This window comes from Methylococcus capsulatus str. Texas = ATCC 19069, from assembly GCF_000424685.1.
In the GTDB taxonomy this organism is placed as follows: Bacteria; Pseudomonadota; Gammaproteobacteria; order Methylococcales; family Methylococcaceae; genus Methylococcus; species Methylococcus capsulatus.
The window spans coordinates 58,516-72,976 of the sequence record NZ_AUKJ01000005.1 but is presented as its reverse complement, the minus strand read 5'-3'; the positions used below and the strand labels follow the sequence as shown (position 1 = coordinate 72,976).

General features: G+C 58.5%; 12 protein-coding genes and 4 pseudogenes. 2 read left to right on the top strand and 14 right to left on the bottom strand.

Features of this window, described 5'->3' with window-relative positions:
* Positions 1-1,015: pseudogene (locus H156_RS15625) on the top strand (IS3 family transposase); the annotation flags it as partial.
* Positions 1,016-1,430: 415 nt separating this feature from the next.
* Here H156_RS15625 and H156_RS0101185 read toward each other — a convergent pair.
* The 11 genes and pseudogenes from H156_RS0101185 to H156_RS15620 form a co-directional block, all read right to left on the bottom strand.
* Complete coding sequence (locus H156_RS0101185) at positions 1,431-3,233, bottom strand: ABC transporter ATP-binding protein (protein ID WP_017364131.1); 1,803 nt, start codon at positions 3,231-3,233, stop codon at positions 1,431-1,433.
* Between the two features lie 75 nt (positions 3,234-3,308).
* Complete coding sequence (locus H156_RS0101180) at positions 3,309-4,028, bottom strand: nucleotidyltransferase family protein (RefSeq protein ID WP_161625727.1); 720 nt, start codon at positions 4,026-4,028, stop codon at positions 3,309-3,311.
* A gap of 159 nt (positions 4,029-4,187) precedes the next feature.
* Positions 4,188-4,478, bottom strand: a complete 291-nt coding sequence (locus H156_RS0101175) for a PqqD family protein (RefSeq protein WP_010960207.1) — start codon at positions 4,476-4,478, stop codon at positions 4,188-4,190.
* Positions 4,475-5,509: a radical SAM/SPASM domain-containing protein gene (locus tag H156_RS0101170; RefSeq protein WP_010960206.1), complete on the bottom strand. Its 1,035-nt coding sequence runs from the start codon at positions 5,507-5,509 to the stop codon at positions 4,475-4,477. The genes H156_RS0101175 and H156_RS0101170 overlap by 4 nt, the downstream gene beginning before the upstream one ends.
* The gene (locus tag H156_RS0101165) at positions 5,496-5,987 is read right to left on the bottom strand and encodes a hypothetical protein (RefSeq protein WP_154656622.1); all 492 of its coding nucleotides are present in this window, start codon (positions 5,985-5,987) and stop codon (positions 5,496-5,498) included. The genes H156_RS0101170 and H156_RS0101165 overlap by 14 nt, the downstream gene beginning before the upstream one ends.
* 409 nt (positions 5,988-6,396) lie before the next feature.
* A complete protein-coding gene (locus H156_RS16895; RefSeq protein ID WP_154656621.1) occupies positions 6,397-6,564 on the bottom strand; it encodes a hypothetical protein in 168 nt (55 codons plus the stop codon).
* 11 nt (positions 6,565-6,575) lie between these two features.
* Complete coding sequence (locus H156_RS17190) at positions 6,576-7,631, bottom strand: asparagine synthase-related protein (protein ID WP_238536773.1); 1,056 nt, start codon at positions 7,629-7,631, stop codon at positions 6,576-6,578.
* On the bottom strand, positions 7,525-8,427 hold the full coding sequence (locus tag H156_RS0101155; RefSeq protein ID WP_026045777.1) for a hypothetical protein: 903 nt from the start codon (positions 8,425-8,427) through the stop codon (positions 7,525-7,527). The genes H156_RS17190 and H156_RS0101155 overlap by 107 nt, the downstream gene beginning before the upstream one ends.
* Before the next feature lie 13 nt (positions 8,428-8,440).
* Positions 8,441-8,827: a lasso peptide biosynthesis B2 protein gene (locus H156_RS17745; protein ID WP_428829179.1), complete on the bottom strand. Its 387-nt coding sequence runs from the start codon at positions 8,825-8,827 to the stop codon at positions 8,441-8,443.
* A 301-nt stretch (positions 8,828-9,128) separates the two neighbouring features.
* Positions 9,129-9,239, bottom strand: a pseudogene (locus tag H156_RS16560) (IS3 family transposase); the annotation flags it as partial.
* A gap of 63 nt (positions 9,240-9,302) precedes the next feature.
* Positions 9,303-10,505, bottom strand: a pseudogene (locus tag H156_RS15620) (IS256 family transposase).
* A 91-nt stretch (positions 10,506-10,596) separates the two neighbouring features.
* Here H156_RS15620 and H156_RS17710 point away from each other — a divergent pair.
* Positions 10,597-10,740, top strand: a pseudogene (locus H156_RS17710) (sulfate adenylyltransferase subunit CysD); the annotation flags it as partial.
* 479 nt (positions 10,741-11,219) lie between these two features.
* Here H156_RS17710 and H156_RS0101135 read toward each other — a convergent pair.
* From H156_RS0101135 to ctaD, 3 genes are all read right to left on the bottom strand, one after another.
* Positions 11,220-12,086: a cytochrome c oxidase subunit 3 gene (locus H156_RS0101135; protein WP_017364871.1), complete on the bottom strand. Its 867-nt coding sequence runs from the start codon at positions 12,084-12,086 to the stop codon at positions 11,220-11,222.
* A gap of 36 nt (positions 12,087-12,122) precedes the next feature.
* Positions 12,123-12,671 carry a cytochrome c oxidase assembly protein gene (locus H156_RS0101130; RefSeq protein WP_010960202.1) on the bottom strand — a complete coding sequence of 183 codons (549 nt, stop codon included), beginning with the start codon at positions 12,669-12,671 and terminating at the stop codon, positions 12,123-12,125.
* A 158-nt stretch (positions 12,672-12,829) separates the two neighbouring features.
* Complete coding sequence (ctaD, locus tag H156_RS0101120; protein WP_010960200.1) at positions 12,830-14,455, bottom strand: cytochrome c oxidase subunit I; 1,626 nt, start codon at positions 14,453-14,455, stop codon at positions 12,830-12,832.
* Positions 14,456-14,461: the final 6 nt, after the last annotated feature.

Genomic DNA, 14,461 nt, shown 5'->3' with positions numbered 1-14,461 from the left:
GGCGTCGTGCCGGGAATTGGGGATCAGCACGGCGACGTTTTACAAGTGGCGAGCGAAGCATGGCGGCCTGGACGTGTCGATGATGGCCCGGATGAAGGAACTGGAAGCCGAGAATGCCCGGCTGAAGAAGATGTACGCGGAGGAGCGCCTGAAGGCCGGCATTCTTCAGGAGGCGATTTCAAAAAAGTGGTGAGGCCATCTCACCTCCGTGAGATGGCCAAGCGTGCTGTCAGCGGGCACAGGGTGTCAATCCGCCTTGCCTGCGCGACATTTCAGGTCAGCGGAACCTGTTATCGGTACAGCGCCAAGCGCAATGCCGAGAACGAAGAAATCGCCGACTGGCTGCTGCGGCTGACGGATAATCACCGCAACTGGGGATTCGGGCTGTGCTTCCTGTATTTGCGCAACGTGAAAGGATTCGGATGGAACCACAAACGGGTGTACCGGATATGCCGCGAACTGGAACTGAATCTTCGCATCGAGCCGAGGAAACGGCTGAAACGGGACAAGCCTGAACCGCTCACGGTGCCGGACACGGATCAACCAAGTCTGGTCGATGGACTTCATGCATGATCAGCGTGCAGATGGAAGGAAGTTCAGGTTGTTCAATGTGATCGATGACTTCAACCGCGCGTCGCTAGGGATGGAGGTGGACTTCTCGCTGCCGTCCGAGCGCGTCATCCGCGCCCTGGAGCAAGTGATGGAATGGCGGGGGCGACCACGGGTGATCCGCTGCGACAACGGGCCGGAGAATATCAGTGCGAAGGTCCAGGCCTGGGCGGCACGGCAAGGCATCCGGATTGAATACATCCAGCCGGGCAAACCGCAGCAGAACGCGTATGTGGAGCGATTCAACCGCACGGTGCGCCATGAATGGCTGTCGCAGTATGACTGGGAGTCACTGGATGAAGTGCAGGCATTCGCAACACGCTGGATGTGGACGTACAATCACGAACGCCCAAACATGGCCTTGGGCGGCATCACGCCAAAACAGCGGTTGGCCAGGGCCGCATAGCTCTACTTCTGATCTCCCCTAATTCCGGGAGGATTACCCTACAACCCACGTCGCCTGTGCAGCCTCAAGGCGTGCGGAGTGGTGGCCTTCTGACGCACGGCGACCGTCCGGCAACGCCGGAAGGAGCGGTTCCGGGCGGGAAAAAGCCCTCCAGGCAGGGGCGACACTGGAAAAATCGCGGGACGACCGACTGATCACGTCGGATTGCTCGTTTGACCCGATTCATTCCCGGTTTTTCGAGGTGCCCGGTTGGTCGACGGCCTGCAGGCCGAGCGCGAGCAGGGCATCACCATCGACGTCGCCTACCGCTATTTTTCCAAGACTCAGCGCAATTTCATCAGTATGTCCGGCGTGGTACGAGAACCCCCAATCGGCTGCATTGAATTGCCAATCAGCGGCTGCAAGCCAAAGAATCTCACTCTTGCACGGTTCGATAGTGTCGCGCCTGAGAATGGAACATCCCCGCATAAACGCCATTGAGACCGAGCAGTTCTGTATGCGTTCCAGACTCGCAAACCCTGCCGTCATCGAGCACGAAAATACGGTCCGCCATACACACCGTAGACAACCTGTGACTGATCAAAATCGCGGTCCGTCCCTCCGCTATCTGCCGGAACCGCTCCAACACCTGGGCTTCGGCTTCCGGATCCAGTGCGCTGGTCGGTTCGTCCAAGATGATGATGGGTGCCGATCGCAAGGCTGCCCGAGCGATCGCGATCTGTTGCCACTGGCCGATACTCAGTTCCTCTCCGCCGGCAAACAATGTACCGAGTAGCGAGTCATAGCCGTGAGGGAGACCCGCTATGAATCCATCCGCTCCGCTAAGCCGGGCCGCTTGTTCGATTCGTCCAGGTAGATTCCGAGCAACAAGGTCGCCAAACCCAATGTTCTCCCTGACGGTAAATTGATAACGGCCGAAATCCTGGAAAACCACGCCGATTTGCTTTCGCCACTCTTCGCTTGAGAAATTACGAAGATCGATACCATCTACTGTGATTCGACCTTCCGTAGGATCGTACAACCGGCATAACAGTTTAACCAGTGTAGTCTTGCCGGCACCGTTCTTGCCGACCAAAGCCACTTTTTCCCCCGCAGAAATCGTCATGTCCACCGCTTTCAATACCGGACGCGTTCCGTGCGGATAGTCGAACCTGACGCATTCAAAGCGAATCTCACCTCGCAGCGGCTGCGGAATCACGCAGGGCACTTCCGGTTCTTTCACCCGCGGTTCCAGCAATAGAAAGTCGTAAAAATTCGCCAGGAACAGCGCGTTCTCGTAAAGACCGGCGGCGCTGGCGAATAAATCCCGCAATAACGCTTGACCTCGCTGCAACGCCTGATAATAGACCACCATGTCGCCGATGCTGATGGCTCGCACCATGGTTTGATAAGCGAGAAAAGCAAGTGCGCCGTAAACACCCAAGGATGCGCAGCCTTGAGTAAGCACCTCTCCTTTGGTCCGATCGCGCGATAACGCCAGGCGGTCCTGACGAATCGACTTCCGCAAGTCCATAAACCGTTGGTGAAGATGGTTCCCTAGCCCGAATAGCCTTACCTCCTTGGCATGGTCCTGGAAATTCAGCAATTGGCTCAAATAGTACGCCTGACGTTGCCGAGCGGTCCAACTCTGCCAATGCCGATGCTGAAGTCGCGCATGGCGCATCCGGACGAAAAGGATGGGCAACATGAAAAGAAACAGGCCAAGGGTCAACTCCCAATGAAACGCCAGCAGCAGCAATGCGATTGCACCCAAGGAAACGGCATTCTGCAAAAGACTGATGAGCCGGTCGATGATCAAAGCCGGTCGATAAGGCGCCTCGGTCTGCGCACGGTGCAAATTGTCCTGGAATTCGGGATTTTCATAATAGCCGAGGTCCAACCTAATCGCCTGCTTGTGAAGCAAGTCATGCACATGATCGGTGACCTGCTGAGACTGGATCTCACTGACATGCGCATCCAAGGCACGGAGCCAGTCGGTGAGTACCGCAATGCTCAAAGCTGCGGCAAGCAAGCCCCCGATGCTTTCCCACTCAGGCGCTTCCTGCGCGGTTACGGTGTCGATAATGAGCTTGACCAAGTAAAGGCCCGCCACAGGCAGAAGCCCCAGGACCAACATCAATCCCCCATGTATCAGCGTCGACTTCGGGCTGCTTTTCCAGACGAGCTGCACGGACCGGCGGACCTGCCAGAGCCGATGCAGGCGGGAGCGATCAAACATCGGCGATATCTCTGACCGGAAACCACGTGCTCACCGTCCCACCCAACGAAGCGTTAGCGGGACTCACATCAAATTTCAAGGGTACAGGCGATCCAGCAGGCGAGCGTACGAATACTTCGCCACTCCGCGCAAAACGGTAAGAAAGCTGTCATGCCATAGTGCTTGATTGGCCAGATAAACAAACGGACCGGGTGGCTTGTTCTTGGCTGCCGGATAATGTCCTTTCAACAACCGGCGAAGCGCACGCGACAATTCCCATTGCTGGGCTCGTGACCAGACGGCAGCCATGTCGGGCCTCCCGTGATTCAAGAGAAACCACAAATCGCGCTCGACCCTCGCCTGATCGAAGAAAATGTCTGCGCTCGCGTGCAGGACGACCAATAGGAACAAGTCTTCTATTTCTGGATAGCGGAAACCGGGTCGTCCGGAAGGTTTCGCGCGGGCAAGGATCTCATCGTATGGAATCGGGCGTAAGAGAACCTTGTCGAGGCATTGATGAAGTTCGACCAACTTCGGCAATCGCTTTCCTTGCTGAACAAAGCTGCGATCTTCGGAACGGAAATGCGTAGAACGCGGTGGGATTTCCTCATAACCCAATCCCGTCAAAACATCAACGACGGCCTCAGCCTCGTCGCCCACCAAAAGGTCCACGTCACCCGCCAAACGAATCTCTTCCTTCGGAAAAGCGAGATCGACGATGGCCTGTCCCTTGACGACAACCGGCGCCAGCCCAACCGTCGCAAACTGCCTGCCCAGCTCGCCCAGCTGGTACTCGTAAAGTATCGAAGCGGCCACGTCTCTGGCGGTCGGGGCTTGCCGTCGTAGCGGGGAGACTCTCATCGCAAACCCAAGCAACGGTGACGTTGAAGCCCCATCCACGACCTCGCCAATCCCTGGATCTCGCATGGCCGCCTTCTTCGGTGCCGTAAAGCTCGTCAGTAACCGGAGCAAACCCTATTCGAGTTCGATGAGCTTTTTCTCTGCTAGATCGCGGATCAGATTCGCCAGATCCCGTTCGAGCACGTCGTCATCCACGTCGTACTCCTCGCGCATGGAGGCCAGTACGCTGGCGGGGTTTTTCGTGGCGACGAGCAGTTCCCACATGCGACTGCCCACGGGATTGAGCCCGAAATAGAATCCAGTGTCGAGGTTCAGCAAGACCGTTTCCTCGCCGACTTTCTCGAAAACCACCGGTTCCGGTATCGCAATAGTCCTGTAGTTCGACAACCCCGTTTCCTCCGTCATGTTTCCGGCTCCGTTTGTTTCATGGTGGTTTGTTTCTTCCGGATTTCTGGTCTCAGCTTGTGTTTCATCCATAACCGGGCCGCCACGCGCAAGCGCTGGGCATCGAGATCCGCGAGCCGCTCGCGTGCCGCGGCCACCAGTTCGGGATCGTTGGTTATGTCCATGCACAGCTCGCAGATGCCCGTATAGGCTGGGCGAGCCTTGAAGCGTTCCTGCCCCACGGGATGCTCCTTGAGCAGTTGATAAAGGCCATGCGGCCCTGCATTGAGAATCAACTCCAGAAGCGCATCCTCCCGAGCACGCGCTAGGATGTCCTCCAGCGGTTCTTCGAAGGTATTGCCCAGCCGCAAGGGCGACGACTTCCCAGCATAATACGAAGGCCCGCAACACGCATAGACGGTGCCATCCGCTTCGATGACGGGCGTGAGAATAACGTTGCAAACACCGGCAGGTGGTTCAGCCACGAAAGTGAAATGCTCCGCCGGCAGCGACGCAGCCCGTCCCACTTTAACGGGGGCTTGATACTGCAAATAGACGGGCAGACCATCGAATAGGGCATGATAGGCCTCCTTTTGCTCCTCCGTGCTGGTCACGACGCGCACGGCGACGCCCATTCCGGCTTCGATTGCGAGACGCGCCAGCCGCAGGGGCCGATCCCGCGCTGAAAACTCCTCATGATACTGGTCCCAGGAGATACAGATATGCCCCAGCCCCGCCTCCGCCAGCGCCTTGATGCGCGCTCGTGTCGAAGATTCGCCGCGCACCCAGCCGGCGCCGGTGACTAGTGATGTTTTGAGCCCCAAGTCCTTCGCCTGGAGAACGAGTTCCAGAATATCTTGGTAATATAGAAACGGCTCGCCCCCCGTAAAGCAAACACCAGAGGCGAATGGGGGAATTACCTTCAAGTATTCGCTCACCTGTTCTATTTGCATCTTACCCTTGACATGGGGCGAGGACTCAGTAATGCAGTGCCCACAGGTCAGCGGGCAGGTTCGCGTGTATGACAAACCAATGAGGTCATAGCGAATCACGGGGTTCTCCAAGGTGAGCCAGCACGGTTGCGTACACTTCCGGCAAACGCGACAGGTCGCGCGGGACACGGAGTTTGGCCACGGGAACCGTGGCGGCCAACTCAGCGAGACGGGAAAAGCGGACTTTCGCCAAATCCATATACGTGTTGGTAACCATCAACCGGCGGTTTCTCGCGAGCGCTACGGCCACCGGCAGTCCCGCGAGCGGCGCTATCCGCGCGGGGCCTTCGGCCAGTTCAAGCAGATAGATTGCCCGCAGCGGCAGGGGCTGGGCAGCGAATCGCTCGACCGGATTACCGAGATCCTCGAACTCCCGGTACGGACGGACGAAAGGCACGCTGGGCACCGCCAAGAAGACCCCCTCTCGAACGATACCCAGATGATCGTCGGTCAGCAGAGCATGGCCCTGCCGGACGAAGAAATCGGCCAGCGTAGACTTCCCCCCCCATGGCGTCGGCGAGAAACGCCACAGCCCCACCCCCAACATCGACCGCGGAGCCGTGCAAAAAATCGAATCGGGGATCCAGCAACAGGTAAACCGGGACCAGATAGTGCATTAGCCAATACCGCACCCTCTCCAGGGAGGTTCCCGGCATCAGTCGACAGCAAATCCCGGACTCCTTGAGGCAAAGATGGAACTCTCCTACGTCGTCGATATGAAATACGGGATCATCGCCTCCCATACAGGTAATATTGACCCATCCCCTGGGTAATTCTCCTGTGCCTTTCGGCTCCGAAGGGGCGCGGTGAACGCAACCCGATTTGACCTTTATTACGCTGACCGACTTACCAAAGCAACTAGGTAAGCCTGTCAGCGCAATTTCGGACTCTATATGAGCCCCATAGGCAGAAAAATGCATGGACGACAGGCTATAAGAGGACCGTTATCATATATCGACCAAGGTAGCGGTCAGCGGTGTTATAACAGAAAGAGCTAATGCCCCTTGCGTCAGGGTAGTCATATTGCCATATTCACTCAGCACTGGCGATATGTATGGCTTTCTCGGCGCATTTTCGCCAATGCGAATATCGTCATGTTGTTCGGATGCGTTCATGGTTAGTCTCCTTATATAGGTTTGAAATGAAGGCGATACCAGGTTTCCAGCACCGCCAGTTGCCACAAAACCAGCGCACTCAACGGCGAGGGTTGGGCGGCGCGGCGCGCCGTCACCTTTGCCACCCTGCTTGCTGCAATCACTCCGCTCCGGGTGAGGGTGAGGGAGCCCGGATCGAATGCCATGGAATCGAGCCATGAGGCGATCATGGGCGAGAATTCCGCCTTGCCCTTGCGCAGCCGTAAAGCTTCCGGCAATACGTTTTTCATCGCCTCGCGCAGCAGATATTTGGTCGTGCCCTGCCGCCTTTTCTCCTCCGACGGAATCGACAGAAGAAACTCCACCAGTCTGGCATCATAGAAAGGATGGCGAAACTCCAGGCCGCCACGTTGGCCCAGCACCTCCCAACCCCCTTCAAAAGCCAGGCTGATCGTTGGATTGACCACAACGCTTGCTTCCTGCCAGGCGCTGGCCGATGGGAAACCCTTGCGTGGCAACTGCTGTCCTTCCATCCAGGCGACCTGCTCCTTGCTGCCGAAGTAAAACGAAGCATCCGATGGTCCTCGTACCCGATCCTTGAACAGTCTTCCCAGTTTGCAGGCCCATTCAGGCAGCATGGCTTCCATCACCCAGAACCAGAGCACGTGGGGCGAGAAACGATACCGTTTCAATTCCTTCGCCAAGGTGAACCAGCGCCCCGAGGTCAGCAGGTCGGCCAGGTAATAGGGGCTGCCCTGGATCACGGCGTCACCGCCAACCCCGGTGAGCATGACCCTCACCCCTCGAGTCCTGGCTTCATCCAGCAGGGGCCAGAGGGACTGTATCGGCAGCCCTTGGACCGGCCAGCCCGGAAGCGATTCATGACAAGCCCGCAGACCCTCCCAACCATCAACAGGCGCCGCGTCCGCAATGGTGAAGACGCTCTCGACGCCGGCCTGCTGGACCGTCGGCTCGATGAATTCACGCTCGTCGCAAGGCAAGCGGTCGAAGACCATGGAATAACTGCTCAGCCGCGTCCTGTCCGGGACAAGGCGGGCGGCGACACAGAGTACGGAGGCGGCATCCAGCCCCCCCCCCCAACAGGCATCCGATGGGATAGGCGCTGCGAGTCTGCGCCCTGACTGCCTCGCTGAAGAGATGGCGGAATTCCTCGATATGGCCCGCAAGATCCAGCTTACGTCTCCGCTTTTCCGTACTAGGTTCCCAATACCGGCGCACGCCAAGGTTTCCGTCACGCAGCATCAGGATGGAACCCGGCGGCAAGCGCTGGACATCCTTGAACAAGGTGCGTTCGTGGGCTGTCGCGAAGGTAGCGAGAATTTCCCGAATAGCGTCCTGGTTAGGCAGCTTTTCCAGATCCACCGCATGAAACAGCGGGGCGATTTCGGAAGCGAAGGCGAACACAATGCCTTCCCTATAGTGATAATAGAACGGCTTGATACCGATCCGATCGCGGGCGGCGAAGAGCGTGCGTTTCCTCTTGTCCCAGATAGCGAACGAGAAATCTCCAACGAGCTTCTCCGGACAATTTTCGCCCCATGCCTCGTAGGCCGCCAGGATCAGCGCGCTGTCGGGTATATTTACAGATAGGGGAAGATCGAGCTGGTGGGCAAGGTCCTCGCGGTTGTCGATTCGAGCATCCGCGGTAATGACAAAATCGCCCCTCGAACTGACGAGAGGCAGTTGTTCCTTCAGCGACTCTGGAGTAGTCCAGAGCATTCGATGCCCCAGACCGACGCCACCCTCCAGCCAGATGCCGGAGCCATCCGGGCCCCGATGAGCGATCGAATCCGTTATACGCTCCAGCTCAGTGCGGTCGATCGGGCGCCCATTCTGATAACAAATCCCTATGATCCCGCTCATCAGGCCATCCTTGTCATTTCAATACGTATAAGGTAGTGAAATCCGCTTTAGTTCCAACCACTTGGCGACCGCCGCACTCTACCCAGGCATGAGCGCCAAATTCGCCATTTGGCTTTGCTACTCCAATACAGAGTTCGGCAATGTGACCTTGTCGCCTCAGCATCAAAACCCCCGCTAAAGCCTGCATCAGACAGGTAGCGCCTGGAACACATCGACTAGCGCGAACGAGCGCTGCTCCCGTTTTTTCTGGCTGAATTACAATGCGCCGCTTCATGTCCTCAGGTCGAATTGAAGCCATTCCGGCCAGGCAGGCCCACGCTCGCCGAAAACGAACCACGGGTAACGCCACGCGGAATAGCAATATTAAAAACAGGGCCTGAATGAAAAGACTGCGTTCCATCGCTGACAGCGACAGAAATCGTTGCACGCGTTTCGTACAGCGCATCTCTACCCCCCGGCTAAGGTCCTCCAACCCTATTTTAAGGCAACACCTTGAACAAGCTTAGGTTGTATTTCTAGTCTAGAAATCGCTCCCTGTCAAACCTAAGCGTAATTCTTTTGGAGGACATAGAACCTTGACCTACCCCCTTCAGTAGGGCCGATGGGTTTCTAGCAGAGCTCCGTCAAATCTGTTCCGGTAACGCGGCAGGCAAGACCGCCGCCCGATGATCTTGGAACCCTTTCGTGGACGTCTGACCTCACTAAACGGCCATTCGGACTTCGAAGTCACAGGGTGACAGGTAGTTGAGGGTCGAATGGCGCCGTTGGCGGTTGTAGTAGGCCTCGATGTACTCGAATACCTCAGCCCTTGCGTCTTCGGTCAAGTCCAATATTTGCTGTAAATCCGCTCCGAGCCGGTTGATGACGATTGGGTTTCAGCCCGGGAGGGCAACGACGTCCTTGCCTTCCCGGGCGGCGGCGCAGGCGGCCGCCCATTCGTGATACTCCTGCATGTCCAGACACCTTCGTTCCGGCCAGGTCTCGTTCTGCTTGGCCAGCAAGGCGCCGATCAGCCGCAGGGCCGAATCGTCGTTCGGGAAGCTGCGGATGACGCGCTCGCGGCGGCTAATTTCTTCGTTGAGCCGCTCCTGCATGTTCGTCGTCCGCAACCGTTTGCGATATTTCTCCGGCAAGGCCATCACCGCCATGGCGGCCTCGAACCCGGCTTCCAGGCACGCCACCGCCTTGGGTGCGCTCTTGGAAAGCGCTCACCGAACTCGGCCAGCCGGCGCCGTGCTTCGGGCAAATCGGCCGCCTGAAAGACCACTTTGGCAGCCGCCGCGGCTTCGGCACGGATCTTCGAACTGCAATTGCCCAGGAGGTTGCGCATCAGATGCACCTGGCAGCGCTGCCAGGTCGCGTCGTGGAAGCGCCTGGCCACCGCCTCCCGCAGGCCGCCGTGCTGATCCGGGATCACGAAGGCCACACCCTTGAGACCGCGCCCCCTCAGCCAGCGGAAGGTCTCGTCCCAGGTGGCGAAGCTCTCGCTGTCACCGATCCTCACGCCGAGGATTTCCCGGTAGCCGTCGCTCCTCACTCCGCTGACGACCAGCACGGTGCGCATCAGAACGCGGTCTTCCTGCCGGCTCTGGATTAACAGGGCATCGACCAGCACGAACGGGTACTCGCTTTCCAGCCGCCGTTCGTTGAAGGCCCGGACTCGGACATCGAGTCCGGCACACAGGCTGCTGACCGTCGATTTCGAGAAACTCGCCCCGCACAGCTCTTCCGTGATCGCCGCCACCTTACGCGTCGAAACGCCCTGCACGACCCTTTCCATCAGCGCCAGGACGAAGGCCTGTTCGCTCCGCTGGTAGCACTTGAAAATGTCGGTCGAGAAGCTGCCGTCCCGCGTCTGCGGCACCAGGAGCGTCACCGCCCCCACCCGCGTGTAAAGCGTGCGTGGCCGATGACCGTTGCGGTAGCCCGTGCGCTCCTCCGACCGCTCGTGGCGCCTCGCTGACCTGCGCCTCCAGAATCTGGTTCAGCACCGCCTCCACCAGTTTCGCCGGTCCGTCTGGGCTGCCCGGCACCCCAGGCAGCAATTCCTTGCTTACGCTAACATCGCTTCCTCCTATCGGTTGATCAACGATTCGACACCGTCAATTTACCGATCCGAAGCGGTGGCTACCCCCCACCCGATTTACAGCAGTTTACGGACTTAATCCCGGCGCCATCGAATCCGACGCCGCCACGTTGCCGGAGATCATCCAGGAAATGCTGCTGACCAGGACCTCCGAGCGCCAGGGCCGGCTCATCGACCACGACCAGGCCGGGTCCATGGAAGAAAAGAAGAAGGAAGGGTATTTCTGACCATCGGTGCCCCATGCCGTTGCAGATTCCGATGGCAATGACGGTTTCCCTCGCCCCGGCCCTCTCCCCAAGGGAGAGGGCGATTCGGCATTCGCTCCGCGACTTTTGATCACGCCCATGTCACACCAATCCGACCTCATCGGCCCGCATGGCAACGAAGCGGGGCGGTTCACCCCCCCCGATCAAAGCGATCCACGGAAAAACCACCTCACGGAGGCAAAAAATGCCCAAAAGGCCGCATGAGCCGCAAATCCGTGTCAAAAAAACTGCGGGCGGTACGCCGAGTGTCCAAGGTGGGGGATGCATACATCCCTGGTCGCACGTCACCCGAGATACCGCTCCAGCTGCGCTCAACTCCATCGGAACCGGTCGCCCATATCGACCACGGCGCGTCCTTCGGGCTACCCGGTTCCCGACACTTGGTCGCAGAAGTCCAAAAAAACGCTGCCGAAGCAGCGTTTTTTATAGGGTCGGCCCGCTCAGAGCCAGTACACGAAGACGAACAGTCCGAGCCAGACTACGTCGACGAAGTGCCAATACCACGCGGCGGCTTCGAAAGCGAAATGGTGCTCTGCGCTGAAATGACCGCGGATGCTGCGGAACAGCACGACCGTCAGGATGATCGCGCCGATCGTGACGTGCAGGCCGTGAAACCCGGTCAGCATGAAAAACGTCGAGCCGTAAATCCCGGAACCGAGGGTCAGGCCCATCTCTGTGTAGGCTTCGTGGTACTCGAAAGCCTGCAGGATGACGAAGAGAAAGCCCAGCGCCACGGTGGCGATCAGTCCCTTGACGAGTTGCCCCCGATTGCCCGCCAACAACCCCCAGTGCGCCCAGGTGACGGTGCCGCCGCTGGTCAGGAGGATCAGGGTATTCAGCGCGGGAATGCCCCAGGCCTCCATCGGCTCGAATTCGCCGCCGACCTTGCCTGGACCGTTGCTCGGCCAAACGGCGTCGAATCCCTTCCAGAGGATTTCGTTGGTCACGCCCAGCTCTCCCTCGCCGCCGAGCCAGGGCAACGCGTAGATCCGGGCGTAATACAACGCGCCGAAGAAAGCAGAGAAAAAGAACACTTCCGAGGTGATGAACCAGATCATCCCCCAGCGAAACGAATGGTCGACCTGGTCGCTGTAGATGCCGGCGACGCTTTCGTGAATCACCGTACCGAACCAGCCCACCAGCATGGTCACGAGGATGCCGGCGCCGAGAATCATCATGGTCGGCCCGATGGAGAGACCGTTCAGGTAGTTCGCAAAGCCCGCCAGCAGGCTGGTCAAACCGATGGAACCGACGATAGGCCAGGTCGCCTTGTGCGGAATGTAGTAGGAAGCTGCGCTAGTCGCCATGTAAATCCCCTGATGAAATTCGAAGAAGGTTCAGCTTTAGTCTTTCTGGGTATCGGAAATATCGAAAAAGGTGTACGAAAGCGCCATTTCCTTGATGTCCTTCGGCAGACCCGGATCGATGACGAAACGGACCGGCATCTCCCGGCGCTGGTGCGGTTCAAACCTCTGTTCCGAAAAACAGAAGCACTCGGTCTTTTTCAGGTACGCCGTGGCAGTCCCTGGCGTGATGCTCGGTATGGCCCGACCCAACATCGGCCTGTCCGTCAGGTTCTCGCCGTAAAACTTCACGGTGTAATACTGCCCCGGATGAATCTTCATCTTGGGCGTCTCCACGCTGAAGGCCAACGGCATACGTTCGTTCAGCTCGGTGACGAATTCGATCGTAATCTCGCGTGAAACATCGACGTCATAGGCAACCTCATCGACCGCTTCGGTGCGCACCTTTCCATTCAGGCCGGTGATTTCGCAGAACAGGCTGTAAAAAGGGGCCAAGGCGAATCCGAAACCGAACATCGCCAATGCGACGAAGACGATGCCCCAGACGAGGCGCCCGTGTTTCCTCTTGTCGGTTTCCTGGTGGCTCACGACGGCGAAGACGACGAAATCACTTTATAGATGGAGAAAAGATACAGCCCGATCACGATGAGGACGATGACCCCCGTCAGGATCAGGTTTTTCTTACGTAAGTCCATGGACCTTGCCGTTTTGGGCCCGCCCGAAGGCGGGCCCGTGTTTAATACCGGTCATTTGATGTCCGGAGCGGTGGTCCAGGTGTGATACGGCGGCGGCGAGGGCAGAGTCCATTCCAGACCGTGCTCGCTCGCGCCCTCCCACACCTCGTCCGTCGCCTTCTCGCCCCCGCGGATCGCCTTGATGACGACCCACACGAAGATCAACTGGGAGAACCCGAAGATGAAGGCTCCCACGCTCGACATCGCGTTGAACTCGGCGAACTGTACCGCGTAGTCGGGGATACGGCGCGGCATGCCGGCCAAGCCCAGGAAATGCTGCGGGAAGAACAGGACGTTGACCGACACGGTCGACAACCAGAAGTGCAGCTTGCCGAGCTTTTCGTCATACATGTGGCCGGTCCACTTCGGCAACCAGTAGTAGGTTCCCGCGAACAGCGCGAACACCGCACCCGGCACCAGCACGTAGTGGAAGTGCGCCACGATGAAATAGGTGTCGTGATACTGCAGGTCGGCCGGCGAAATGGACATCATCAGGCCGGTGAAACCACCCATGGTGAACAGAACCACGAACGCGATGGCGAACAACATCGGTGTTTCGAAAGTCATCGCGCCCTTCCACATCGTGGCGACCCAGTTGAACACCTTCACCCCGGTCGGCACGGCGATCAGCATGGTGGCGTAGGTGAAGTACAGCTCGCCCGCCAGCGGCATACCCACGGTGTACTGGTGATGTGCCCATACGATGAAGGACAGGAAACCGATCGACGCGGTCGCATACACCATCGAGGAATAGCCGAACAAAGGCTTGCGCGCGAAAGTCGGAATGATGGTCGAGATCACGCCGAAGGACGGCAGGATCATGATGTAGACTTCCGGATGCCCGAAAAACCAGAACAAATGCTGGTAGAGGACGGGATCACCGCCACCGGCCGCATTGAAGAAGCTGGTGCCGAAGAACTTGTCGGTGAGCAGCATGGTCACGGCACCCGCGAACACCGGCATGACGGCGATCAGCAGGAAGGCCGTGATGACCCAGGTCCACACGAACAGCGGCAGCTTCATCAGGGTCATGCCGGGAGCGCGCATGTTGAACACGGTCACGATGATGTTGATCGCGCCCATGATCGACGACATGCCCAGCAGATGAACCGAGAAGATGGCGAACGGCAGGTGGGCGCCGCCCTGGAGTACCAGCGGCGGATAGAGCGTCCAACCTGCCGCTGGTGCGCCGCCTTCCATGAACAGCGTACTGGCCAACAGGGTAAACGCGAACGGCAGGATCCAGAAGCTCCAGTTGTTCATGCGCGGCAGGGCCATATCGGGCGCACCGATCATCATCGGGATCATCCAGTTGGCGAAGCCGACAAACGCCGGCATCACGGCGCCGAACACCATGATCAGGGCGTGCAGCGTGGTCATCTGGTTGAAGAACGCAGGATCGACGTACTGCATGCCCGGCTCGAACAGTTCGGCGCGAATCACCAGCGCCATCGCACCGCCGACCAGGAACATGATCAGGGCGGTCACCAGGTAAAGCGTGCCGATATCCTTGTGGTTGGTCGTGAATACCCAGCGCATGAAGCCCTTGGCCGGACCGTGATGATCGTGTTCATCGTGATGGCCGTGGGCGAAGTGCTCGTCATGGATGGCGTATTCTTCGTGAGTTGCCTCTGTCATGGCTCT

What these genes read in the sequence shown, in the direction of transcription:
- H156_RS0101155 (WP_026045777.1), bottom strand. Translation starts at nt 8,427, where the DNA reads ATGAGCGGGATCATAGGGATTTGTTATCAGAATGGGCGCCCGATCGAC.
- H156_RS16895 (WP_154656621.1), bottom strand. Translation starts at nt 6,564, where the DNA reads ATGAACGCATCCGAACAACATGACGATATTCGCATTGGCGAAAATGCG.
- H156_RS0101175 (WP_010960207.1), bottom strand. Translation starts at nt 4,478, where the DNA reads ATGACGGAGGAAACGGGGTTGTCGAACTACAGGACTATTGCGATACCG.
- H156_RS17745 (WP_428829179.1), bottom strand. Translation starts at nt 8,827, where the DNA reads ATGGAACGCAGTCTTTTCATTCAGGCCCTGTTTTTAATATTGCTATTC.
- H156_RS0101135 (WP_017364871.1), bottom strand. Translation starts at nt 12,086, where the DNA reads ATGGCGACTAGCGCAGCTTCCTACTACATTCCGCACAAGGCGACCTGG.
- H156_RS0101185 (WP_017364131.1), bottom strand. Translation starts at nt 3,233, where the DNA reads ATGTTTGATCGCTCCCGCCTGCATCGGCTCTGGCAGGTCCGCCGGTCC.
- ctaD (WP_010960200.1), bottom strand. Translation starts at nt 14,455, where the DNA reads ATGACAGAGGCAACTCACGAAGAATACGCCATCCATGACGAGCACTTC.